The organism is Bacillus sp. N3378-2at, from assembly GCF_033412715.1.
GTDB classification, from domain to species: Bacteria; Bacillota; Bacilli; order Bacillales; family Bacillaceae; genus Bacillus; species Bacillus subtilis.
The window spans coordinates 1223809-1246428 of record NZ_CP117986.1 but is presented as its reverse complement, the minus strand read 5'-3'; the positions used below and the strand labels follow the sequence as shown (position 1 = coordinate 1246428).

Below are 22620 nucleotides of genomic sequence, written 5' to 3'. Positions count from 1 at the left end.
AAACACAAGTGAAAATAACTGAGCTTTTAACGAAGCATACGATAAAGCTTAATATTGAGAGCAAAGAAAAAGAAAATGTTATTGACGAAATGGTCACTGTTCTTGATAAGGCTGGAAAGTTAAATGACCGACAAGCCTATAAAGAAGCCATTTTAAATCGCGAAAGCCAAAGCTCCACGGGTATCGGTGAAGGAATCGCTATCCCCCATGCGAAAACGGCAAGCGTTATCAACCCGGCGATCGCGTTCGGACGTTCAAAAGACGGCGTCGATTATGAATCATTAGACGGTCAGCCGGCTCACTTAGTGTTCATGATCGCGGCGACTGAAGGCGCAAACAACACTCACCTTGAAGCGTTGTCAAGGCTTTCAACGCTGTTAATGCGTGAAGAAATCCGTAAGCAGCTCCTTGAAGCTGAGTCTGAAGATGCCATCATCGACATTATTAATCAGCACGATAAAGATGATGACGAAGAGGAAGAGGAAGAGGAAGCGGCACCAGCACCTGCCGGAAAAGGAAAAATTTTAGCGGTTACTGCATGTCCGACAGGTATTGCCCATACATTCATGGCTGCGGATGCCCTTAAAGAAAAAGCGAAAGAGCTTGGTGTGGAAATTAAGGTCGAAACAAATGGGTCAAGCGGCATTAAGCACAAGCTCACTGCCCAAGAAATCGAAGATGCACCTGCAATCATTGTCGCAGCGGACAAGCAGGTTGAAATGGAACGTTTTAAAGGCAAGCGCGTACTTCAAGTTCCTGTAACGGCGGGTATCAGACGTCCGCAAGAGCTTATCGAAAAAGCGATGAATCAAGATGCGCCGATTTATCAAGGCAGCGGCGGCGGTTCAGCAGCTTCAAACGACGATGAAGAAGCGAAAGGCAAGTCTGGAAGCGGTATCGGAAACGCGTTTTATAAGCACCTGATGAGCGGTGTCAGCAACATGCTTCCGTTCGTAGTCGGCGGCGGTATTCTCGTTGCGATTTCATTCTTCTGGGGAATTCACTCTGCTGATCCGAATGATCCTAGCTACAACACGTTTGCAGCAGCATTAAACTTTATCGGCGGCGACAATGCATTAAAACTGATTGTTGCAGTTCTGGCCGGTTTCATTGCGATGAGTATTGCAGATCGTCCTGGTTTTGCGCCTGGTATGGTCGGAGGATTTATGGCTACTCAAGCGAATGCTGGATTCTTAGGCGGCTTAATTGCCGGATTCCTTGCCGGTTATGTCGTGATTTTACTGAAAAAAGTATTTACGTTTATCCCTCAGTCACTTGATGGATTAAAACCTGTTTTGATTTACCCGCTGTTCGGTATTTTTATCACTGGCGTATTAATGCAATTTGTCGTCAATACACCTGTAGCGGCATTTATGAATTTCTTAACAAACTGGCTTGAAAGCCTTGGTACTGGAAATCTTGTGTTAATGGGTATTATCTTGGGCGGCATGATGGCGATTGATATGGGCGGCCCGCTTAATAAAGCAGCCTTTACGTTCGGTATCGCCATGATCGATGCAGGCAACTATGCGCCTCATGCAGCAATCATGGCCGGCGGTATGGTTCCTCCGCTTGGTATCGCACTTGCAACAACCATTTTCAGAAACAAATTCACTCAGCGTGACCGTGAAGCTGGTATTACATGCTATTTCATGGGAGCTGCTTTCGTAACAGAGGGAGCGATCCCATTTGCTGCGGCTGATCCGCTTCGCGTCATACCAGCTGCTGTAGTCGGTGCAGCTGTTGCCGGCGGATTAACTGAATTCTTCCGAGTAACGCTTCCGGCGCCTCATGGAGGAGTATTCGTAGCTTTCATTACAAACCATCCGATGCTTTACCTTTTAAGTATCGTGATCGGTGCTGTCGTGATGGCAATTATCCTCGGTATCGTCAAAAAACCTGTTACAGAAAAATAAGAAAAAAAGCGTCCTTGGTTCGAAAGGACGCTTTTTCTTATCCGGCCGGCAGGGAGCGCGGTTAAGTTATGTATTTTATTCTTTTTTATGATAAAGTAAAAGAAGAGAAACAACTGACATAGCAATTGTCTAGGAGGAAACACTTTGACCGAGGAAAAAAATACGAATACTGAGAAAACGGCGAAGAAAAAAACCAATACGTACCTGGAATGGGGTAAAGCGATTGTCATCGCTGTTCTGCTGGCTCTCCTGATCCGTCACTTTTTGTTTGAACCGTATTTAGTTGAAGGTTCATCTATGTATCCCACATTACATGACGGAGAAAGGCTGTTTGTGAATAAAACAGTCAACTATATCGGCGAGCTGAAGCGCGGAGATATCGTTATTATCAACGGTGAAACTTCTAAAATCCATTATGTAAAAAGATTGATCGGAAAGCCTGGAGAAACCGTTCAAATGAAGGATGACACGCTTTATATAAACGGTAAAAAAGTAGCCGAGCCTTACTTGTCTAAAAACAAGAAGGAAGCAGAAAAACTTGGTGTCAGTCTGACAGGAGACTTTGGACCGGTTAAGGTTCCGAAAGGCAAATACTTTGTCATGGGAGATAACCGGCTGAATTCGATGGACAGCCGAAACGGGCTGGGACTGATCGCGGAAGATCGAATTGTCGGCACATCGAAGTTTGTCTTTTTCCCGTTTAACGAAATGCGTCAAACAAAATAAAAACGCCTTGCTGGCCTAAGACAGCAGGCGTTTTTATTTTGAAAAAGAAGCGACCAATGCAATGCATAAAACCGTGATGAACACTGAACCGATAATAGCTAGCACACTGAAGAAAAGGTGAACCTGTTTGTTCTCTTTTCCGCGCTTTTCTAAAAGCCGTTTAGAAAAAATGTGCGAAAATATGTAAATAAGGGCTATGCCTATATATAAGCCGATATCTTTGGCGGTAAAGCCTGTTACGGCAAGGTAAAAGCCCGTAAAAAAGATCAGTAAGCAATATTCAGTAAGTGTTAAAAGCCTCAACGTGTTCCTCCATGAGAGTGTGTAATTTTCCGAGCGGATGCATTCTCTCTCTTTAATTGTAACACAGCTGGCTGGTTTGGGTGTATAAGTGTTTTCTCTCTGTTTTATCAGGGAATCATTTCTCTTGCCCTGCATTCATGGTATACTTTTATTGATGATAGACATGATGGAGGATAATAAATGATTGCTGTAAATAATGTAAGCTTGCGGTTTGCGGATCGCAAGTTATTTGAAGATGTTAATATTAAATTTACCCCAGGCAACTGCTATGGGTTAATTGGTGCAAACGGTGCCGGTAAATCAACGTTTCTAAAGGTGCTGTCAGGCGAAATCGAGCCTCAGACAGGCGACGTGCATATGAGTCCTGGCGAGCGTCTTGCCGTCTTGAAGCAGAACCATTTTGAGTACGAAGAGTATGAAGTGCTGAAAGTGGTCATTATGGGCCACAAACGCCTGTATGAAGTCATGCAGGAGAAAGACGCTATTTACATGAAGCCTGATTTCTCAGATGAGGATGGGATTCGTGCTGCTGAGCTAGAAGGTGAATTCGCGGAACTGAACGGTTGGGAAGCGGAAAGTGAAGCTGCGATCCTGTTAAAAGGCCTTGGTATCTCAGAAGATCTGCACACAAAAAAGATGGCAGACCTCGGCGGTTCGGAGAAGGTAAAAGTTCTCTTGGCACAGGCATTATTCGGCAAGCCGGATGTTCTGCTGCTCGATGAGCCGACGAACCACTTGGACCTTCAGGCAATCCAGTGGCTTGAAGAGTTTCTGATTAACTTTGAAAACACAGTTATTGTCGTATCCCATGACCGTCACTTCTTAAATAAAGTATGTACGCACATTGCCGACCTTGATTTTAACAAAATTCAAATCTATGTAGGAAACTATGATTTCTGGTACGAGTCAAGCCAGCTGGCGTTAAAGCTTTCTCAAGAAGCGAACAAGAAAAAAGAAGAGCAGATTAAACAGCTTCAAGAGTTTGTCGCTAGATTCAGCGCCAATGCGTCTAAATCTAAGCAGGCTACATCAAGAAAGAAACTTCTCGAAAAAATCACGCTGGATGATATTAAACCGTCTTCCCGCCGCTATCCTTATGTTAACTTCACGCCGGAACGGGAAATCGGAAATGATGTTCTTCGCGTGGAAGGCTTAACAAAAACAATCGATGGCGTAAAGGTGCTTGACAATGTCAGCTTTATTATGAATCGAGAAGATAAAATTGCTTTCACTGGCCGAAATGAACTTGCTGTTACTACGCTGTTTAAAATCATTTCCGGGGAAATGGAAGCTGACAGCGGAACGTTTAAATGGGGTGTTACCACATCTCAAGCGTATTTTCCAAAAGACAACAGCGAATATTTCGAAGGCAGTGATCTGAACCTTGTAGACTGGCTTCGCCAATATTCTCCGCACGACCAAAGTGAGAGCTTTTTACGCGGTTTCTTAGGACGCATGCTGTTCTCTGGAGAAGAAGTCCACAAAAAAGCAAATGTACTTTCCGGGGGAGAAAAGGTCCGCTGTATGCTGTCGAAAGCGATGCTTTCTGGCGCCAATATTTTAATTTTGGATGAGCCGACTAACCATTTAGACCTGGAGTCCATTACAGCGCTGAATAACGGCTTAATCAGCTTTAAAGGCGCTATGCTGTTTACTTCCCATGACCATCAGTTTGTGCAGACCATTGCCAACAGAATTATAGAAATTACACCTAACGGCATCGTCGATAAGCAAATGAGCTATGACGAGTTCCTTGAAAATGCTGATGTGCAGAAAAAATTGACTGAACTATACGCCGAATAAAAAAGCAGAGATTTCTCTGCTTTTTTTGATACCTAAATATGAAAGGAGATCACAACATGAAATTTTTGGTTGTCGGAGCAGGTGGAGTAGGTGGGTATATTGGCGGACGGCTTTCGGAGAAAGGAAATGATGTGACATTTCTTGTGCGCCAAAAACGAGCTGAGCAGCTGAAAAAAACCGGGCTTGTCATCCATAGTGAAAAAGGGAATGTATCATTTCAGCCCGAACTAATCAGTGCCGGAGAAACAGGGCAATTTGATGTCGTTATCATTGCTTCTAAAGCATACTCGCTTGTTCAAGTGATAGACGATGTCAAACCATTTATCCATCAGGAATCTGTCATTCTCCCTTTTTTAAATGGGTACCGCCACTATGAGCAGCTATTTGCGGCATTTTCAAAAGAACAGGTGCTGGGCGGCCTGTGTTTTATAGAAAGTGCTTTAGACAACAAAGGAGAAATTCATCATACGAGCGCATCGCATCGTTTTGTATTTGGAGAATGGAACGGCGAGCGTACGGAGCGGATAAGAGCGTTTGAAGAGGCATTTTCAGGTGTGAAGGCTGAAGTCATCATTAGCGGGCATATCGAGAAGGACATTTGGAAAAAGTATCTCTTTATTGCAGCGCAAGCGGGGATCACAACGTTATTTCAACGACCGCTTGGCCCAATCCTCGCCACAGAAGCCGGACGTCACACGGCCCAAACTCTTATTGGGGAAATTTGCGCTGTTTTACGAAAAGAAGGTGTTCCGGCTGATCCGGATCTTGAGGAAGAGAGCTTTCGTACGATGACCAGCATGTCTTATCATATGAAGTCCTCCATGCTTCGGGATATGGAAAACGGCCAAACGACAGAAGGCGACCACCTGCATGGATTTTTGCTTGAAAAAGCTAAACGTTTATCTCTCGCTGCACCAGTATTAGAAACCGTTTATGCGAATCTGCAAATGTATGAAGCAGAAAAATAAAAAAAGGAGGCGGAAAAGCCTCCTTTTATTTACTTAAAAAGCCCAATTTCCGTTTCTGAAGATAGGCTCTCTTTTCCCGTCTGCCGTAATTCCGTCAATATTCATATCCTTAGAACCGATCATAAAGTCCACGTGTGTAATGCTCTCATTTAGGCCTTCTTTGACAAGCTCTTCACGAGACATCTGCTTTCCGCCTTCAATATTAAAGGCATAGGCGCTTCCGATCGCCAAATGATTTGACGCGTTTTCATCAAACAGCGTGTTATAGAAAAGAATGTTTGATTGTGATATAGGCGAATCGTAAGGAACAAGTGCCACTTCACCTAAATAGTGAGAACCTTCATCTGTTTCCACCAGTTCTTTTAAAATATCCTCACCTTTTTCAGCTTTAATGTCGACTATACGGCCATTTTCAAACGTCAGGGTGAAATTTTCAATAATATTTCCGCCGTAGCTTAATGGTTTTGTGCTTGATACCACACCGTCAACCCCGTCTTTTTGCGGCAGCGTGAACACTTCTTCTGTCGGCATATTGGCCATAAACTCATGGCCGCTTTCATTCACGCTTCCCGCACCTGCCCAAACATGCTTCCTAGGCAGCTTAATTGTTAAATCAGTTCCTTCAGCTTGATAATGTAAGGCAGCGTAATGTCTCTCGTTCAAATGGTCAACTTTTTCATGAAGATTTTGGTCATGATTGATCCACGCCTGAACCGGGTTGTCTTCATTTACGCGCGTCGCTTTAAAAATTTCTTCCCACAGAAGGTGGATCGCTTCCTCCTCTGATTTGCCAGGAAACACCTTGTGAGCCCAGCCTGCTGATGCCGCACCTACGACAGTCCAGCTGACTTTGTCTGATTGAATATATTGTCTGTATGTATGTAATGCTTTGCCTGCTGCTTTTTGGAATGCCGCAATCCGTTTGGAATCTATACCTTTTAGCAAGTCTGGGTTTGACGACACAACAGAAATGAAAGCAGCTCCATTTTTGGCAAGCTCTTCTCTGCCTTTTGCTTCCCATTCAGGATATTCTTCAAATGCTTCAAACGGCGCAAGTTCGTATTTTAATTTGGCGACTTCGTCATCCTGCCAATTCACGGTGACGTTTTTTGCGCCCTTTTCATATGCGTGTTTTACAATTAAACGGACAAAATCCCGAACGTCTGTTGAAGCATTTACGACTACATACTGGCCTTTTTGGACATTAACGCCGACTTCTACCGCCAGCTGTGCATATGTATTTAATTTCTGTGAAAATGAATCCATGAATCATTCCTCCAAGCTTTTTTCTCATCATATCAAATATGATCCTATAAAGGAAAGAAGGAGCCCAAAGTGAAAAACCCAAAACGACACGTCTTGGGTTTTTCAATATTATGGATGATTCAGTTTTACAGTGCCGCCTGCAGGCGAATGAGGCATATTTGCCAAAGAAATGCTCATGCCTCCAAGAATAATTCCGCTTAAAATGGCTGCGATCGCTACTCTTCTTCCTAAATCTCTTAGCATCTGTTTCCTCCTTAACGTTTCTCCATTTCCCACAATATGAAGGAAGTGAGGAAAAAAGAAGCAAGAAATTTGCCGCGTGTGAGAATTTTGCGGGTAAAGACTATTTAATTGCCTTTTGCAGCTTATCAATCACTTCTAAAGAACGGCCTGTGCCGATTGCTACAGATTCAAGCGGGTTTTGCGCCACGTGTACAGGCACGACAATCTCTTCTGTGAGCCATTCTTTAATTCCATTAAGGAGCGCGCCGCCGCCTGTTAAAATAACGCCGCGATCAACAATATCTCCGCTCAATTCAGGCGGACAGTCCTCAAGTGTCGCTCTGATGGCTTCAAGAATATGCAGGAGGGATTCACGCATTGCATCTTGAATTTCGTTGGATTGAAGCATAATGGTTTTTGGAAGACCTGTCACGAGGTCACGTCCCCGAATTTCCATTGCCTCTGGTATATGTTCAATCAGAGCATGGCCAATTTCCATTTTTACCTGCTCAGCTGTGCGTTCGCCGATCAGCAAATTGTATTTTTTACGGACGAAAGAAACGATATCCTCATCAAGCTGGTCTCCGCCGATCCTGATAGAATGGCAGGAAACAACGCCACCGAAGGAAATAATAGCGACCTCTGTCGTCCCTCCGCCGATATCTACTACCACATTGGCAACCGGCTCATCAACCGGTAAATCCGCTCCGATGGCGGCTGCAACTGGCTCTTCGATTAAATGAACGTTTTTCGCGCCGCAATTTTTCACCGCATCACTGATGGCGCGGCGTTCTACTGCTGTTGAGCCTGATGGTGTGCAAACGACTACGTTCGGTTTTCTGAACGACATGCCGATGCTTTTTGCGGCTTTTTTCATAATGTGCTTTAGCAGGTCAGTTGTCATATCATAGTCTGCGATCACGCCATCTTTCATCGGTCTGACAGCGACAATTTTTCCCGGTGTTTTACCGATCATGTTTTTCGCATCAGCTCCGATTGCAAGCACTGCTTTTGTCGTCGTATCCACTGCGACAACAGATGGTTCATTTAGGATAATCCCTTTATTTTTGCTGTAAACAAGTATATTAGCTGTTCCTAAGTCAATCCCGATTTCAGTTGATTGAAACATGTTTTCACCCAATCTCTATCCTAATTTAATATGATTCTACATTTAAAGTTTCTCAGAAATACTGCGATTTTTGGGGGTGTGCGTCGGTAAAGAAATGTTTTTGTAAAAAATCAAGGAACTGTGTAACAGAAGTAATACATTTTTCGGTTTTATGGAAAAAATATCTTGTAATTCTTATAGAAAGCGGGAAACTTTTTCAAAGTTTCATTCGTCTACGATATATTGAGGTACATCCTTAAAACATTACATGAGAAAAGAAACATTTAAAGGAAGAAGGGTTTTTATGAAATCAATAGGTGTTGTGAGAAAAGTAGATGAATTAGGCCGCATTGTCATGCCGATTGAGTTGAGACGGGCATTGGATATTGCCATAAAAGACAGCATTGAGTTTTTTGTTGACGGAGATAAAATTATCTTGAAAAAGTACAAACCTCATGGCGTTTGTTTAATGACTGGAGAAATCACTTCAGAAAATAAAGAATACGGCAACGGTAAAATTACGCTAAGCCCTGAGGGTGCACAGCTGCTTCTCGAAGAAATTCAAGCCGCTTTAAAAGAATAAAATTATGCTAAAAAAGGCGGAGTGATGTCATCTCCGCCTTTTTTGCGTGCCAATTTTTGATTACCGCCGCCTAAGATAAGACATCAAGATATTTGGTAATGAATGATTTGGGATACTTTACATATTTTACTCAATTATTTGTCGAAGAATGGTACAATAAGTAGAGAAACACAAGCGGCAGGTGGTCATATGAGAAAATATCAAGCTCGTATCATTTCCATCATTTTGGCAATGATTTTTATAATGTTTTGGGATTATTTATTTTATTTTATAGGCAAAAACCCGATTAATTGGCCTGTTGATATTGTGTATACTGCAGTCACGCTGGTAAGTGTCTGGATGCTGGCTTATTATATTGATGAGAAACAGCAGCTGGTTAAGAAAATGAAGGATAACGAATGGAAGTATAAACAGCTTTCTGAAGAAAAAAACCGCATCATGGATAATTTGCAGGAAATCGTATTTCAAACGAATGCAAAAGGCGAAATTACATATTTAAACCAAGCGTGGGCATCAATAACCGGCTTTTCAATCAGTGAATGTATGGGAACAATGTATAACGATTACTTCATAAAAGAAAAGCACGTAGCCGACCACATTAACACCCAAATCCAAAACAAAGCGTCTTCTGGCATGTTTACGGCAAAATACGTGACAAAAAACGGCACGATTTTTTGGGGAGAAGTTCATTATAAACTTTACTATGACCGGGATGACCAATTTACAGGCAGCCTGGGTACAATGTCAGATATCACTGAGCGGAAAGAGGCTGAAGATGAGCTCATTGAGATTAATGAACGGCTGGCGAGGGAATCCCAGAAACTATCAATCACAAGTGAACTTGCCGCAGGTATTGCTCATGAGGTCAGAAACCCTTTAACATCTGTCAGTGGTTTCCTCCAGATTATGAAAACACAATATCCGGACAGAAAAGACTATTTTGACATCATCTTTTCAGAGATTAAAAGAATCGATTTAGTGCTCAGCGAGCTGCTGCTTGCAAAACCGCAGGCAATCACATTTAAAACACACCAGCTTAATGAGATCTTGAAACAAGTCACGACATTGCTTGATACCAATGCAATTCTGTCCAATATCGTCATAGAGAAAAATTTCAAAGAGACAGATGGCTGTATGATTAATGGAGACGAAAATCAGCTGAAGCAGGTCTTTATCAACATCATTAAAAACGGAATTGAGGCAATGCCAAAGGGTGGTGTCGTAACCATTTCAACTGCTAAAACCGCCTCTCATGCAGTGATAAGCGTAAAGGATGAAGGAAACGGCATGCCGCAGGAAAAGCTGAAGCAGATTGGCAAACCTTTTTATTCAACAAAAGAAAAGGGCACTGGACTGGGACTTCCCATTTGTTTGAGAATCCTGAAGGAACATGACGGGGAATTGAAAATCGAAAGTGAAGCTGGAAAAGGCAGCGTCTTTCAAGTGGTTTTGCCTTTAAAATCAGACAGCTGAGAGGAGAAAAATAAAGTGAACTCGCTTCTGTTTGTATACGGGACATTAAGAAAGCATGAAAAAAACCATCATTTGCTGGCACAATCGGCATGTATCAATGAGCAGGCGAGAACAAAGGGAAGTTTGTTTGCTGCAAAAGAGGTGCCCACAGCTGTTTTCAATGATGAAGATGAAGGCTATATATATGGCGAAGTATATGAAGCAGATGAATTGTGTATACATAAGCTCGATCAATTTTTTCAAGGATATCATAAACAAACGGTGTTTGTAGAAACGGATGTCGGGATTAAAATTGCGCTTATTTATTTTATGAACAAAGACGGGTGTGCCGGTTTTACGAAAATAAGCAGCGGCGACTGGAAAGAACATCAGATGATCAGCAAATCGAAAAATCCCATTTATTATTTTGCCTATGGATCATGCATGGATAATGCCCGCTTTCAAAAAGCGGGAGTCGATCACTATTTTCAAGATCCAGTAGGAAGAGCTGTTTTAAAAGGATACACAACCCGCTTCACGCTAAAAAGGGAAGACGGTTCAAGAGCGGACATGTTGGAAGACGGAGGAACAACAGAAGGCGTTTTATACCGTATCCCTTATTCTGCTCTCTCCTATCTATATAAAAGGGAGGGCGTCGAATCTCTTACGTATCGGCCGGCATTTGTAGACGTTGAAGCTGGCGGAAGGCACTACAAAGACTGTTTAACCTTTCTCGTCCTCCAAAAAGAAGCGGAAATTGCCCCGCCTCAGCACTATCAGATTGAAATCGAACGCGGAGCGGAGCTGTATTTGTCGCCTGAGTTTACTGAAAAGCTCAAGCGGCATATGAATTCGCTGCCAAAAGGATAATACTGTAACAAAAGAATATGATAAAATTTGATCAATATCATGTCATATAAAGGAGCACCACGATGAAAAAAGAATTTGCGGTAATTGGGCTGGGCCGTTTTGGTGGCAGTATTTGCAAAGCATTAAGCGAAGAAGGCGTCGAGGTTATGGCAATGGATATCGATGAAGATAAAGTCAACGAGTATGCCAAGATTGCATCTCACGCAGTTATCGGTGATTCGACAGACGAATCTGTCCTGAAAAATTTAGGCCTGCGAAATTTTGACCACGTTATTGTAGCAATCGGGGAAAATATTCAAGCGAGTATTTTAACGACACTCATTCTGAAAGAACTTGGCGTCCATACGATTACAGTTAAAGCGCAGAACGATTATCACGAAAAAGTGCTGTCTAAAATTGGTGCGGATCACATCGTCCACCCGGAACGCGATATGGCAAAACGAATTGCGCATAATATCGTGTCCAACAATGTACTTGACTATTTGGAGCTGTCTGAAGAGCATAGTCTTGTTGAAATCGTAGCTAACAGCCGCCTGGCTGGAAATACGCTTCTCGATTTAGATATTCGCGCAAAATACGGTATTAACATCGTAGCCATAAAAAGGGGCAAGGAAGTCATCGTATCACCGCTTGCAACCGAAGTCATCCACCAAGAAGATATACTCATTGTTATTGGATCAGTTACAGACATCTCCCGTTTCGAAAAAAGAGTTCTTCATACAAAATAGCAGCCAAATAAGCCGTCCTCAAAGGGCGGTTTTTCATATTATCAGAATATAACAACTTTAATGAACTGAGCGTCAATTTCTTAAAATTTCATTGACTAAGCACAGGCGTTCCGATAGCATATTGTACCATATAATAAAAAAAGGAGGGGCCTATTTGAATAAAGAAGCGCTAGTCAATAGGCTGAATGCTTCAGCCAAAAGACAAAAAGCTGATATCGTCATTAAAAACGGAAAAATCATGGACGTATATAATCAAGAATGGATATATGAAGATATTGCGATTACAGATGGAGTTATTGTAGGCCTCGGTGAGTATGAAGGCGAAAATATCATTGATGCAGAGGGACAAATGATTGTTCCGGGTTTTATTGATGGACATGTACATATTGAGTCGTCAATGGTTACACCGATTGAGTTCGCTAAAGCAGTGTTGCCTCATGGCGTGACGACGGTTGTTACAGATCCGCATGAAATCGCGAATGTGTCTGGTGAAAAAGGGATTGTGTTTATGATTGAACAAGCTCGGCATACACCGCTGAATATCCATTTTATGCTTCCTTCCAGTGTGCCTGCCGCAAGTTTTGAGCGATCAGGCGCAATTCTCAAAGCTGCCGATCTCAAGCCTTTTTATGGAGAAGAAGAAGTATTAGGGCTGGCTGAAGTTATGGATTATGTGTCGGTTCAGCAGGCTGAAGAAGACATGGTTCAGAAACTGCTCGATGCCCGTGTGGCAGGAAAAAGGATAGACGGTCATTTAGCTGGTTTATCAACAGACCTCATTAACATTTACAGAACCGCCTTTGTCTTAAACGACCATGAAGTAACATCGAAGGAAGAAGCCCTTAATCGTATCAGAAGAGGCATGTATGTCATGATGCGTGAAGGATCAGTCGCCAAAAACACGCTCAATGTGCTTCCGGCGGTGAATGAAAAGAACGCACGCCGTTTCTTTTTTTGTACGGATGATAAGCATGTGGATGATTTATTGTCAGAGGGAAGTGTAAACCATCAGGTGAAAATGGCGATTCAAGCTGGACTTGATCCGTTTTTAGCCTATCAATTAGGAAGCCTCAATGCGGCCGAATGCTACGGATTAGATACAAAGGGAGCGATTGCCCCGGGTTATGACGCTGATTTACTCTTTGTATCTGATTTGGAAAATGTCACTGTCACAATGACGATGGTAAAAGGGCAGACTGTTGCTGAAGACAGCAAAGCGGTCTATCAGGATCATGCTTCAACTGCAGCACCAGATCAGGCACTGCTTGATTCTGTTAAGCTTGCTGCTCCTCTTAACAAACAGGATTTTCATATGCCAATCGATTCAGAGCAGCAAATCAATGTCATTCAAATCATACCAAATCAGCTTGAAACAAGATTAGTACAAGTTCCGGCTCCTGATGCCCGCGAATTTGAGCCTGACACTGAGTTTGATTTGTTAAAGATTGCAGTTGTCGAGCGGCATAAAGGATTGAAAGAAACCGGACTTGGTGTTGTGAAAGGTTTTGGATTCAAGAGCGGAGCGATTGCCACAACCATTTCACACGACTCCCATAATATTATTGCTGTCGGAACGAATGATGAGGATATCGCGGCGGCAGTTAATAAGCTGCAGGAAATTGGCGGAGGATTAACGATTATAAAAAATGGGGAAGAGCTCCATTCAGTACCGTTGCCGATTGCAGGGTTATTATCCGACCAATCTGCAGAGCAAGTGAATCAAAGCTTGCTGACGCTTCATGATAAATTGCCGTTAATCGGTTTCACAGGCGGATTTAATCCATTTTTGACATTGTCGTTTTTAGCTTTGCCTGTCATTCCTGATATTAAAATGACGACTACGGGATTATTCGATGTAAAATCATTTCAACACATATCACTGCAATAAAAAGAGGCACTCCCTTAGGGAGTGCCTCTTTTTTTAAACCTCCATAATGATCGGCAGGATCATAGGACGGCGCTTTGTTTTTTCGTACAAGAAAGGCGCAAGAGTGTCTGTAATCTCGTTTTTGATTTCAGACCATTGAGTCGTTTTTCGTTCCATTACTTTTTGTAAGTGATTTGAAATGAGCTCTTGAGCGTCGTTGATCAAGTCGCCAGATTCTCTCATGTACACAAATCCTCTGGAAATCAAATCTGGACCCGCTGAAATCTTGAAGTCGTCCATGTCAATGCTGACAACAACGATGACAAGTCCTTCTTCAGAGAGAATTCTGCGATCACGAAGTACGATATTGCCAATATCACCGATACCGCTTCCGTCAATGTACACTGAACCGGACGGGATTTTTCCTGCAACTGAAGCCTCGTCGCCTTTAAGCGCTAATACTTCACCATTATCCATGATAAAGCAGTTTTCCTCTGGGATGCCACAATCTGTTGCAAGTTTGACATGCATCTTTTGCATTCTGTACTCACCGTGAATCGGCATGAAGAATTTAGGTTTGATTAAACGAAGCATCAGCTTCTGTTCTTCCTGTCCGCCGTGACCGGATGTATGGATATCGTTAAGAGGGCCATGAATAACCTCAGCACCCGCACGATACAGCTGGTTGATTGTTCGACTCACGCTGATTGTGTTGCCTGGGATAGGGGATGAAGAAAATACGACTGTATCCCCAGGATTGATTGAAATTTGGCGGTGTGTGCCGTTTGCAATTCTTGATAACGCCGCCATTGGTTCCCCTTGGCTTCCTGTACATAAAATTGTTACTTTATTAGCAGGTATACGATTGATTTCGTTATGCTCAATAAACGTATTTTTAGGACAGTTAATATAACCGAGTGTCTGTCCAATTTCGATAGCCGATTCCATACTGCGTCCAAATACGGCAACTTTTCTTCCATTTTGTACAGCAGCTTCAATTACCTGCTGCAAGCGGTGAATATTCGACGCAAATGTAGCGAAGATAATTCGGCCGTCCACCTTGCGGAAAATGTCATGAATGCTTTCTCCTACACGGCGCTCAGACATGGTAAACTCCGGATTTTCACTGTTTGTGCTGTCTGAAAGAAGGCACAAAACGCCTTCTTTACCGATTTCGGCCATTTTCGTTAAGTTTGCCGGCTCGCCGACTGGAGTAAAGTCGAATTTAAAATCCCCAGTATGTACGATGTTTCCGGGCGGCGTTTTTACAACAATGCCGTAGGAATCCGGAATACTGTGTGTTGTTCTGAAGAATGACACAGCCGTTTTGCGGAACTTTACAATATCATCCTCGCCGATAATGTTCAGTTTCGTCTGTCTTAATAATCCATGCTCTTCAAGTTTATTCCGAAGTAAGCCGATCGCGAGTTTTCCGCCGTATACAGGAATATTCACTTGTCTAAGCAGGTATGGAATACCGCCGATGTGGTCTTCGTGCCCGTGGGTGATAAAAAGCCCTTTAATTTTATCTTCGTTTTTGACTAAATACGTATAATCAGGGATGACGTAGTCAATTCCGAGCAGTTCGTCCTCGGGAAACTTGATCCCCGCATCAATCAGTACAATTTCATCCTGGAATTGCACCGCGTACGTATTTTTACCGATTTCGCCCAAACCTCCGAGGGCGAAAACAGCAGTCTGATCATTTTTTACAAATTTCATACCGCTCATAACTCCAATACTTTAAAATTTTCGCTCTGTTGTTCATATTCTAAGAATGCACCATCAACAGGTGTAATAAACTCAATATTAAATTTCTTTTCTTTCAGCTTTGTTCTGACGTCACGCTCAGATACGCCTTCAATATAAAGTGAATCTGTCTTTTCCCGAACAGGTACTTCGTCAGCCTTCTCTTGATAAAATACCTTATAAATCATTCCAAATCTCTCCTTAAATGCCGTATGTTAGACTCGCTCATTCTATTATATTCGAAAACGGAATATAAGGAAAGCCTTGAGCAAAATAAGGATCTCTCAAAAAGTGAAAGATCCCTTGTCAGGCAATTGCTTTCTTACGGAGCATTCCGTTCCATTGTCTTCTGAGTTTCTTTCTTAATTTACGCAGCATTAGCCAGTCCCTCCTTTAATGAAAAATTTGTCCCAGAGTTCTTTTATACAAATAGTATACGGAGATTGAGGAAGACTTTTCGTGGTTATTAATGGAATTTAATATGATTTTTGAACGAAATTGTTTGCTGAATGACAATCTTTTTGTATGATGAGGGTGGGAATTGCAGACCAAGACGATAAAGGGGAAGTTGCGATGGATTCTAAATTAATCTTTTTTGATATTGACGGCACAATATATGATCATGATAAGAATATACCGGAAAGTACGAGAAAAACCGTGGCGGAGCTGCAGCGCCAAGGGCATCATGTGTTTATTGCCAGCGGCCGGTCTCCATTTTTGGTTAAGCCGATTTTGGAGGAGCTGGGCATCCACTCATTTATTTCCTACAATGGACAGTTTGTTGTCTTTGAAAATCAAGTGATTTATAAAAATCCGCTGCCTGAAAATGCAATCAGGCGATTATTAAAGCAGGCGGATGAAGGCAAGCATCCTGTTGTGTTTATGGCTGAGGACACGATGAAAGCGACTGTTGCGGATCACCCCCATGTTCTCGAGGGAATCGGCAGCCTTAAAACAGATTATCCAGAGACCGATGACCTTTTTTATGAAGGAAAAGAAATTTTTCAGCTTCTTTTATTTTGTCAGGATGAAGAAGAAAAAGCTTATGCCGCTTTTCCTGAGTTTGATCTAGTTCGCTGGCATGAGCTATCGACTGATGTTCTGCCGCACGGAGGTTCGAAGGCAGAAGGAATCAAAAAAGTGATTGAGCGTCTTCCGTTTGATATCGGCGATACATATGCTTTCGGCGACGGATTAAATGATCTGCAAATGATTGAATATGTAGGGACAGGCGTTGCTATGGGAAATGCTGTTCCCGAACTGAAAGAAATCGCGGACTTTGTAACAAAGCCGGTGGACGAGGATGGAATTGCATACGCTGCCAAAGAATTGGGCCTTTTAAAATAAAGAAACGGCTGGCATTGTGCCAGCCGTTTCTTTATTTTAGCGCTCAATTGCGATTGCATTTTCAGGTTCTTTGAAAGGATTTTCCTTATCAATATGATCATAGAACATAACGCCGTTCAAATGATCGATCTCATGCTGAAACACAATAGCCGGAAATCCTTTTAAACGAATATCAATATTTTCGCCTTCTAGTGTTGTTCCTTTTACTCTGATGCGAGCATAGCGGGGAACATAACCGGGAATCGCTTCATCCACAGAGAGGCAGCCCTCGCCGCTTGTTAAGTAGCTTTTTTCAACTGAATGGCTGACGATCTTAGGATTAAACAGAGCATAGCTGTATAATTTACCGGAAGCATCTTCCGCATGAACGGCGATCATTCGTTTTTTGATATTAATTTGAGGAGCTGCGAGTCCTACGCCAGGGCGCAGCTTGTATTTTTCGGCTAATTCCGGATTTTGGCTGTTTTTAACAAATTCGATCATGTCGGCCAGCTGCTGTTTTTCTGCATCAGTTGGAGGCAGCTCAACAGGTTCGGCAGTCTCTCTGAGGGCTGGATGGCCGTCACGTACGATGTTTTCCATAGTAATCAAGAAACTTCACTCCTAAAGCTTAATATGTAAATTATATCGGATTTCTTCACAAAGGTGCAACGAAACGAATGACCAGCCGTATATGGCTGGTCAATTTCATGCTGTGTGGTTAGCAACAGCCTCCGCCTAAATAAGCAGCTCCGACAATGATTAACAGAATGAATAAAACAACGATTAGCGCAAAGGTGCGGCCGTAGCCATATCCGCAGCCACCATATCCGTAACCACCATAACTGCAGCAGCCTCCGCCGTAACCATATCCATACATATTACATAACCTCCTCTTTTAATTACGCCAGAGCCTTTATAAGTAGGCATAGCGTCTAATATAACCTATGTAAAAACAAAAAAGTTGTATGGTCATCTGTCCTGATTTTTCACTTTTTTGATTTAATTTCAGTATTGCATTTATACAGCACGGCTATTGCCAAATGTCCCCATGGATTCTATAGTAGAAATTGTCAAGATTGGGGGATTTAACGTGAAAGACGCTATAAAACGGCGGCCTGGAATCAAGATCGGAGCTTTTTGTGCCATGGCACTGATATTAACAGGATGCATGGGACAGGACCCGGTTGATTCACTTCATCATTCATTAGAAAAAGCCGCGGAATCGGAAAAGCCGTTTCAAGAAGAACAAAACACACTTAAAGAATTAGAGGCCGAAGAAAATCAGCTTTACGATAGTGTTATGAAGCTCAATATGGATGATTATAAAAAAATTGTTGCTTTATCTAATTAAGGCGCTTGAAAATGTCAGCAAGCGCGAAGAACACCTAAAGCTTGAAAATGACAGCATGAAAAAATCGGAAACAGAATTTGAGGAAGCAAAAACGTCAGCGGAACATATTAAGGAAAAAGACATAAAAGAAAAGGCCGATGCCGCAGCAAACCATATGGAGAAAAGATATACATCATATGGCACTATGTATAAAGAGTATAAAAAAGCACTTGAGCTTAATAAAAAACTGTATATGCAGCTGAAAGACAAAGATTTGACAAGAGATGATCTGGATCAGCAGATCGATAAAGTCAATGCTTCTTATGAAAAGATCCTTAAATATAGCGGAGAATTTAATGAACAAACCGAAAAATATAATAAAGCCCGGGAAGATTTATATGATGCTGCAGGCTATCGTGTGAAAAAGAGCTGACTCGATCAGCTCTTTTTTTGAATGAAATGCGATTCGGATTTCGTTCAAAATTTTCATTTCTATTGTAGTACAGCATAGTAAGGTATACTAGTACAGTGTTGGGTGCGGTTGGCATCTGTTTTTTTGATGAAAATGTAAAGCGAATACATTTATTGAAAATCAGCGATGAAAACGATTGACGGTTCTTCTTTATTTGGTGTAAACTAATCCATGTTAAGCGGTGTTGTATTAGTTTTTTACAACTTCGAAATAATACAGTTCAAAGCAGAGTGTAACTATCCTACATAAAAGGTTTTGGCAAACTGGGGATCGGCTAAAATATAATACGACTTACTGCTGATACTTTAGGGTACCCTAAGTTTGTATGTATAAAAGGAATGCACGTCTAATGACTGTTTAAAAGAAAGGAAGAGGTGACTTAGTATGGCTGCAAAAACGAAAAAAGCTATCGTTGACAGTAAGAAGCAATTTGATGCCATTAAAAAGCAGTTCGAAACGTTCCAAATTTTAAATGAAAAGGGAGAAGTCGTGAATGAAGCGGCGATGCCTGATTTAACTGATGATCAATTAAAAGAGCTAATGCGCCGCATGGTATTTACGCGTGTGCTTGACCAACGCTCTATCTCATTAAACCGTCAAGGACGTCTCGGATTTTACGCTCCTACTGCGGGTCAAGAAGCTTCTCAGATTGCAACGCATTTCGCGCTTGAAAAAGAAGACTTTGTTCTTCCTGGATACCGTGATGTGCCTCAGTTAATTTGGCACGGCCTTCCATTATATCAAGCGTTTCTTTTCTCTCGCGGACATTTCAGAGGAAACCAAATGCCTGATGATGTGAATGCCCTTTCTCCACAAATCATTATCGGTGCTCAATACATTCAAACGGCCGGTGTTGCGCTAGGTATTAAAAAACGCGGTAAGAAAGCTGTCGCAATCACTTACACTGGTGACGGCGGAGCTTCTCAAGGGGACTTCTACGAAGGAATTAACTTTGCCGGAGCTTATAAAGCACCTGCAATCTTCGTGGTACAAAACAACCGTTACGCGATTTCAACTCCTGTTGAAAAACAATCTGCAGCTGAAACAATTGCACAAAAAGCTGTAGCTGCCGGTATTGTCGGCGTACAAGTAGACGGAATGGATCCGCTTGCTGTATACGCAGCAACTGCTGAAGCACGCGAGCGCGCAATCAACGGCGAAGGTCCAACACTAATTGAAACACTTACATTCCGTTATGGCCCGCACACAATGGCTGGTGACGATCCTACTAAATATCGTACAAAAGAAATCGAAAATGAGTGGGAACAAAAAGATCCGCTTGTACGTTTCCGTGCGTTCCTTGAAAACAAAGGCTTATGGTCTGAAGAAGAAGAAGCAAAAGTGATTGAGGATGCGAAAGAAGAAATTAAGCAAGCGATCAAAAAAGCTGATGCTGAACCGAAGCAAAAAGTAACTGATTTAATGAAAATCATGTACGAAAAAATGCCTCACAACCTTGAGGAGCAATTTGAAATTTATACACAGAAGGAGTCGAAGTAAGCCATGGCGCAAATGACAATGATTCAAGCAATCACGGATGCGTTACGCACAGAACTGAAAAATGACGAAAATGTCTTAGTTTTCGGAGAAGACGTTGGTGTAAACGGCGGCGTATTCCGTGCGACAGAAGGATTGCAAAAAGAATTCGGTGAAGACCGTGTGTTTGACACGCCACTTGCTGAATCTGGTATCGGCGGTCTTGCCCTTGGTTTAGGCTTAAACGGCTTCCGTCCGGTAATGGAAATCCAATTCTTCGGATTTGTCTATGAAGTAATGGATTCAGTTTCTGGCCAAATGGCTCGTATGCGCTACCGTTCTGGCGGACGCTGGACTTCACCTGTAACAATTCGTTCTCCATTCGGCGGCGGTGTTCATACTCCTGAACTTCACGCTGACAGCTTGGAAGGTCTTGTTGCACAACAGCCTGGTATCAAAGTTGTGATTCCATCAACTCCTTACGATGCCAAAGGACTTTTAATTTCTGCGATCAGAGACAATGATCCTGTTGTCTTCTTAGAGCATATGAAGCTTTACCGTTCTTTCCGTCAGGAAGTTCCTGAAGAAGAATACACAATTGAGCTTGGAAAAGCTGACGTGAAACGTGAAGGTACTGATCTTTCAATCATTACTTACGGCGCAATGGTTCATGAATCATTAAAAGCTGCTGAGGAGCTTGAAAAAGACGGCATTTCTGCTGAAGTTGTCGACCTTCGTACAGTAAGCCCACTTGATATCGATACAATCATCGCTTCTGTAGAAAAAACAGGACGCGCGATTGTCGTTCAAGAGGCACAAAAACAAGCCGGTATTGCTGCAAACGTAGTAGCAGAAATTAATGACCGTGCGATCCTGAGCTTGGAAGCACCTGTACTTCGCGTTGCAGCGCCAGATACAGTATTTCCTTTCTCTCAAGCGGAGAGCGTATGGCTTCCAAACCATAAAGACGTTCTTGAAACAGCAAGAAAAGTACTTGAATTTTAATCAAACTGCATAATCGAGAGGGAAGATGAACGTTTTCCCTCTATTATATATCTGTTTTCAATGCTTACGATGTAAACTTTAAAATTGCTTAATCAAACTAGGAGGTCGAGAACTGTGGCATTTGAATTTAAACTTCCAGATATCGGGGAAGGTATCCACGAAGGCGAAATCGTAAAATGGTTTGTCAAGCCTAACGACGAGGTAGACGAAGATGATGTACTGGCTGAAGTCCAAAATGATAAAGCAGTAGTAGAAATTCCTTCACCTGTTAAAGGAAAAGTATTAGAATTAAAAGTTGAAGAGGGAACGGTTGCAACTGTTGGACAAACGATTATTACGTTTGATGCACCTGGTTACGAAGATCTTCAATTTAAAGGCAGCGACGAGTCTGACGATGCGAAAACTGAAGCACAAGTTCAGTCAACTGCAGAAGCTGGAAAAGACGTTGCGAAAGAAGAGCAAGCTCAAGAGCCTGCAAAAGCTACTGGCGCAGGACAGCAGGATCAAGCTGAAGTTGACCCGAACAAACGCGTGATCGCTATGCCTTCCGTACGTAAATATGCTCGTGAAAAAGGCGTAGACATCCGTAAGGTTACTGGTTCAGGCAACAACGGACGTGTTGTAAAAGAAGATATCGACAGCTTTGTAAACGGAGGAGCGCAAGAAGCTGCACCGCAAGAAACAGCTGCACCACAAGAAACAGCTGCTAAACCGGCTGCTGCACCAGCTCCAGAGGGCGAATTCCCAGAAACACGCGAAAAAATGAGCGGTATCCGTAAAGCAATTGCAAAAGCGATGGTTAACTCTAAACACACTGCTCCTCATGTAACGTTAATGGACGAAGTGGACGTAACAAACCTTGTTGCACATCGTAAACAGTTCAAACAAGTTGCTGCTGATCAAGGAATCAAGCTGACTTACTTGCCTTACGTTGTAAAAGCTCTTACATCTGCACTGAAAAAATTCCCTGTTTTAAACACGTCAATTGACGATAAAACAGATGAAGTCATCCAAAAACATTACTTCAACATCGGTATCGCTGCTGACACTGAAAAAGGCTTGCTTGTACCGGTTGTGAAAAATGCAGATCGTAAATCTGTCTTTGAAATTTCTGATGAGATCAATGGCCTTGCAACAAAAGCTCGTGAAGGCAAGCTTGCTCCAGCTGAAATGAAAGGCGCATCTTGCACAATTACAAACATCGGTTCTGCCGGCGGACAATGGTTCACTCCGGTTATCAACCATCCAGAAGTTGCGATTCTTGGTATCGGACGCATTGCAGAAAAAGCGATTGTTCGTGATGGCGAAATCGTAGCAGCTCCAGTCTTAGCTCTTTCTCTCAGCTTCGACCACCGTATGATCGACGGAGCAACTGCGCAAAATGCATTAAATCACATCAAGCGTTTACTGAACGATCCACAATTAATTTTAATGGAGGCGTAATGTT

Annotated in this window: 21 protein-coding genes and 1 pseudogene; 14 read left to right on the top strand and 8 right to left on the bottom strand. The window is 42.5% G+C overall.

Annotated features, from left to right (window positions below; genetic code table 11):
- Window positions 1–8: 8 nt before the first annotated feature.
- Both PUN35_RS06840 and sipT read left to right on the top strand, forming a co-directional pair.
- Window positions 9–1916 (top strand): PTS fructose transporter subunit IIABC, encoded by a 1908-nt coding sequence (locus tag PUN35_RS06840; protein ID WP_014479682.1) that lies wholly within the window; start codon window positions 9–11, stop codon window positions 1914–1916.
- A 144-nt stretch (window positions 1917–2060) separates the two neighbouring features.
- Window positions 2061–2642 carry a signal peptidase I sipT gene (sipT, locus tag PUN35_RS06835; protein WP_003232348.1) on the top strand — a complete coding sequence of 194 codons (582 nt, stop codon included), beginning with the start codon at window positions 2061–2063 and terminating at the stop codon, window positions 2640–2642.
- 33 nt (window positions 2643–2675) lie between these two features.
- On the opposite strand, the gene PUN35_RS06830 is transcribed toward sipT, so the two are convergent.
- A complete protein-coding gene (locus PUN35_RS06830) occupies window positions 2676–2945 on the bottom strand; it encodes a hypothetical protein (protein WP_003232345.1) in 270 nt (89 codons plus the stop codon).
- A gap of 180 nt (window positions 2946–3125) precedes the next feature.
- Here PUN35_RS06830 and PUN35_RS06825 point away from each other — a divergent pair, with 180 nt between their 5' ends.
- Both PUN35_RS06825 and PUN35_RS06820 read left to right on the top strand, forming a co-directional pair.
- A complete protein-coding gene (locus tag PUN35_RS06825) occupies window positions 3126–4748 on the top strand; it encodes an ABC-F family ATP-binding cassette domain-containing protein (protein WP_003232344.1) in 1623 nt (540 codons plus the stop codon).
- Between the two features lie 56 nt (window positions 4749–4804).
- Window positions 4805–5716 carry a ketopantoate reductase family protein gene (locus PUN35_RS06820; RefSeq protein ID WP_014479685.1) on the top strand — a complete coding sequence of 304 codons (912 nt, stop codon included), beginning with the start codon at window positions 4805–4807 and terminating at the stop codon, window positions 5714–5716.
- A gap of 33 nt (window positions 5717–5749) precedes the next feature.
- On the opposite strand, the gene PUN35_RS06815 is transcribed toward PUN35_RS06820, so the two are convergent.
- The 3 genes from PUN35_RS06815 to mreBH form a co-directional block, all read right to left on the bottom strand.
- Window positions 5750–6982 (bottom strand): aminopeptidase, encoded by a 1233-nt coding sequence (locus PUN35_RS06815; RefSeq protein WP_003232341.1) that lies wholly within the window; start codon window positions 6980–6982, stop codon window positions 5750–5752.
- 108 nt (window positions 6983–7090) lie between these two features.
- Complete coding sequence (locus PUN35_RS06810; protein WP_003238865.1) at window positions 7091–7225, bottom strand: protein YkpC; 135 nt, start codon at window positions 7223–7225, stop codon at window positions 7091–7093.
- Between the two features lie 100 nt (window positions 7226–7325).
- The gene (gene mreBH / locus PUN35_RS06805) at window positions 7326–8333 is read right to left on the bottom strand and encodes a cell shape-determining protein MreBH (protein ID WP_003245743.1); all 1008 of its coding nucleotides are present in this window, start codon (window positions 8331–8333) and stop codon (window positions 7326–7328) included.
- A gap of 283 nt (window positions 8334–8616) precedes the next feature.
- Here mreBH and abhA point away from each other — a divergent pair, with 283 nt between their 5' ends.
- The 5 genes from abhA (at window position 8617) to ade (ending at window position 13833) form a co-directional block, all read left to right on the top strand.
- Window positions 8617–8895, top strand: a complete 279-nt coding sequence (gene abhA / locus PUN35_RS06800) for a transcriptional regulator AbhA (RefSeq protein ID WP_003244728.1) — start codon at window positions 8617–8619, stop codon at window positions 8893–8895.
- A gap of 189 nt (window positions 8896–9084) precedes the next feature.
- Window positions 9085–10368 carry a two-component sensor histidine kinase KinC gene (gene kinC, locus PUN35_RS06795; protein ID WP_014479686.1) on the top strand — a complete coding sequence of 428 codons (1284 nt, stop codon included), beginning with the start codon at window positions 9085–9087 and terminating at the stop codon, window positions 10366–10368.
- Between the two features lie 15 nt (window positions 10369–10383).
- The gene (locus PUN35_RS06790; protein ID WP_014479687.1) at window positions 10384–11217 is read left to right on the top strand and encodes a gamma-glutamylcyclotransferase family protein; all 834 of its coding nucleotides are present in this window, start codon (window positions 10384–10386) and stop codon (window positions 11215–11217) included.
- A 62-nt stretch (window positions 11218–11279) separates the two neighbouring features.
- Window positions 11280–11945 (top strand): Ktr system potassium transporter KtrC, encoded by a 666-nt coding sequence (gene ktrC, locus PUN35_RS06785; protein WP_003222311.1) that lies wholly within the window; start codon window positions 11280–11282, stop codon window positions 11943–11945.
- A 154-nt stretch (window positions 11946–12099) separates the two neighbouring features.
- Complete coding sequence (gene ade, locus PUN35_RS06780; RefSeq protein WP_014479688.1) at window positions 12100–13833, top strand: adenine deaminase; 1734 nt, start codon at window positions 12100–12102, stop codon at window positions 13831–13833.
- A 33-nt stretch (window positions 13834–13866) separates the two neighbouring features.
- On the opposite strand, the gene rnjA is transcribed toward ade, so the two are convergent.
- Together rnjA and rnpZA are read right to left on the bottom strand one after the other, a co-directional pair.
- Complete coding sequence (gene rnjA, locus PUN35_RS06775; RefSeq protein ID WP_014479689.1) at window positions 13867–15534, bottom strand: ribonuclease J1; 1668 nt, start codon at window positions 15532–15534, stop codon at window positions 13867–13869.
- Between the two features lie 5 nt (window positions 15535–15539).
- A complete protein-coding gene (gene rnpZA / locus PUN35_RS06770) occupies window positions 15540–15749 on the bottom strand; it encodes an RNA polymerase subunit omega 1 (RefSeq protein ID WP_003222303.1) in 210 nt (69 codons plus the stop codon).
- 385 nt (window positions 15750–16134) lie between these two features.
- Here rnpZA and PUN35_RS06765 point away from each other — a divergent pair, with 385 nt between their 5' ends.
- On the top strand, window positions 16135–16908 hold the full coding sequence (locus PUN35_RS06765; protein ID WP_014479690.1) for a Cof-type HAD-IIB family hydrolase: 774 nt from the start codon (window positions 16135–16137) through the stop codon (window positions 16906–16908).
- Between the two features lie 36 nt (window positions 16909–16944).
- On the opposite strand, the gene def is transcribed toward PUN35_RS06765, so the two are convergent.
- Window positions 16945–17499, bottom strand: a complete 555-nt coding sequence (gene def / locus PUN35_RS06760) for a peptide deformylase (RefSeq protein WP_003245474.1) — start codon at window positions 17497–17499, stop codon at window positions 16945–16947.
- 109 nt (window positions 17500–17608) lie between these two features.
- Window positions 17609–17767: a YjcZ family sporulation protein gene (locus tag PUN35_RS06755; protein ID WP_003232317.1), complete on the bottom strand. Its 159-nt coding sequence runs from the start codon at window positions 17765–17767 to the stop codon at window positions 17609–17611.
- Between the two features lie 213 nt (window positions 17768–17980).
- Between PUN35_RS06755 and PUN35_RS06750 the strand changes: the two are divergent.
- From PUN35_RS06750 to pdhC, 4 genes and pseudogenes are all read left to right on the top strand, one after another.
- A pseudogene (locus tag PUN35_RS06750) lies at window positions 17981–18653 on the top strand (YkyA family protein).
- 423 nt (window positions 18654–19076) lie between these two features.
- Window positions 19077–20192 (top strand): pyruvate dehydrogenase (acetyl-transferring) E1 component subunit alpha, encoded by a 1116-nt coding sequence (gene pdhA, locus PUN35_RS06745; protein ID WP_014479693.1) that lies wholly within the window; start codon window positions 19077–19079, stop codon window positions 20190–20192.
- Between the two features lie 3 nt (window positions 20193–20195).
- Complete coding sequence (pdhB, locus tag PUN35_RS06740; protein WP_014113660.1) at window positions 20196–21173, top strand: pyruvate dehydrogenase complex E1 component subunit beta; 978 nt, start codon at window positions 20196–20198, stop codon at window positions 21171–21173.
- A 114-nt stretch (window positions 21174–21287) separates the two neighbouring features.
- Entirely contained in the window at window positions 21288–22616 is a 1329-nt protein-coding gene (pdhC, locus tag PUN35_RS06735) for a pyruvate dehydrogenase complex dihydrolipoyllysine-residue acetyltransferase (RefSeq protein ID WP_014479694.1), read from the top strand.
- Window positions 22617–22620: the final 4 nt, after the last annotated feature.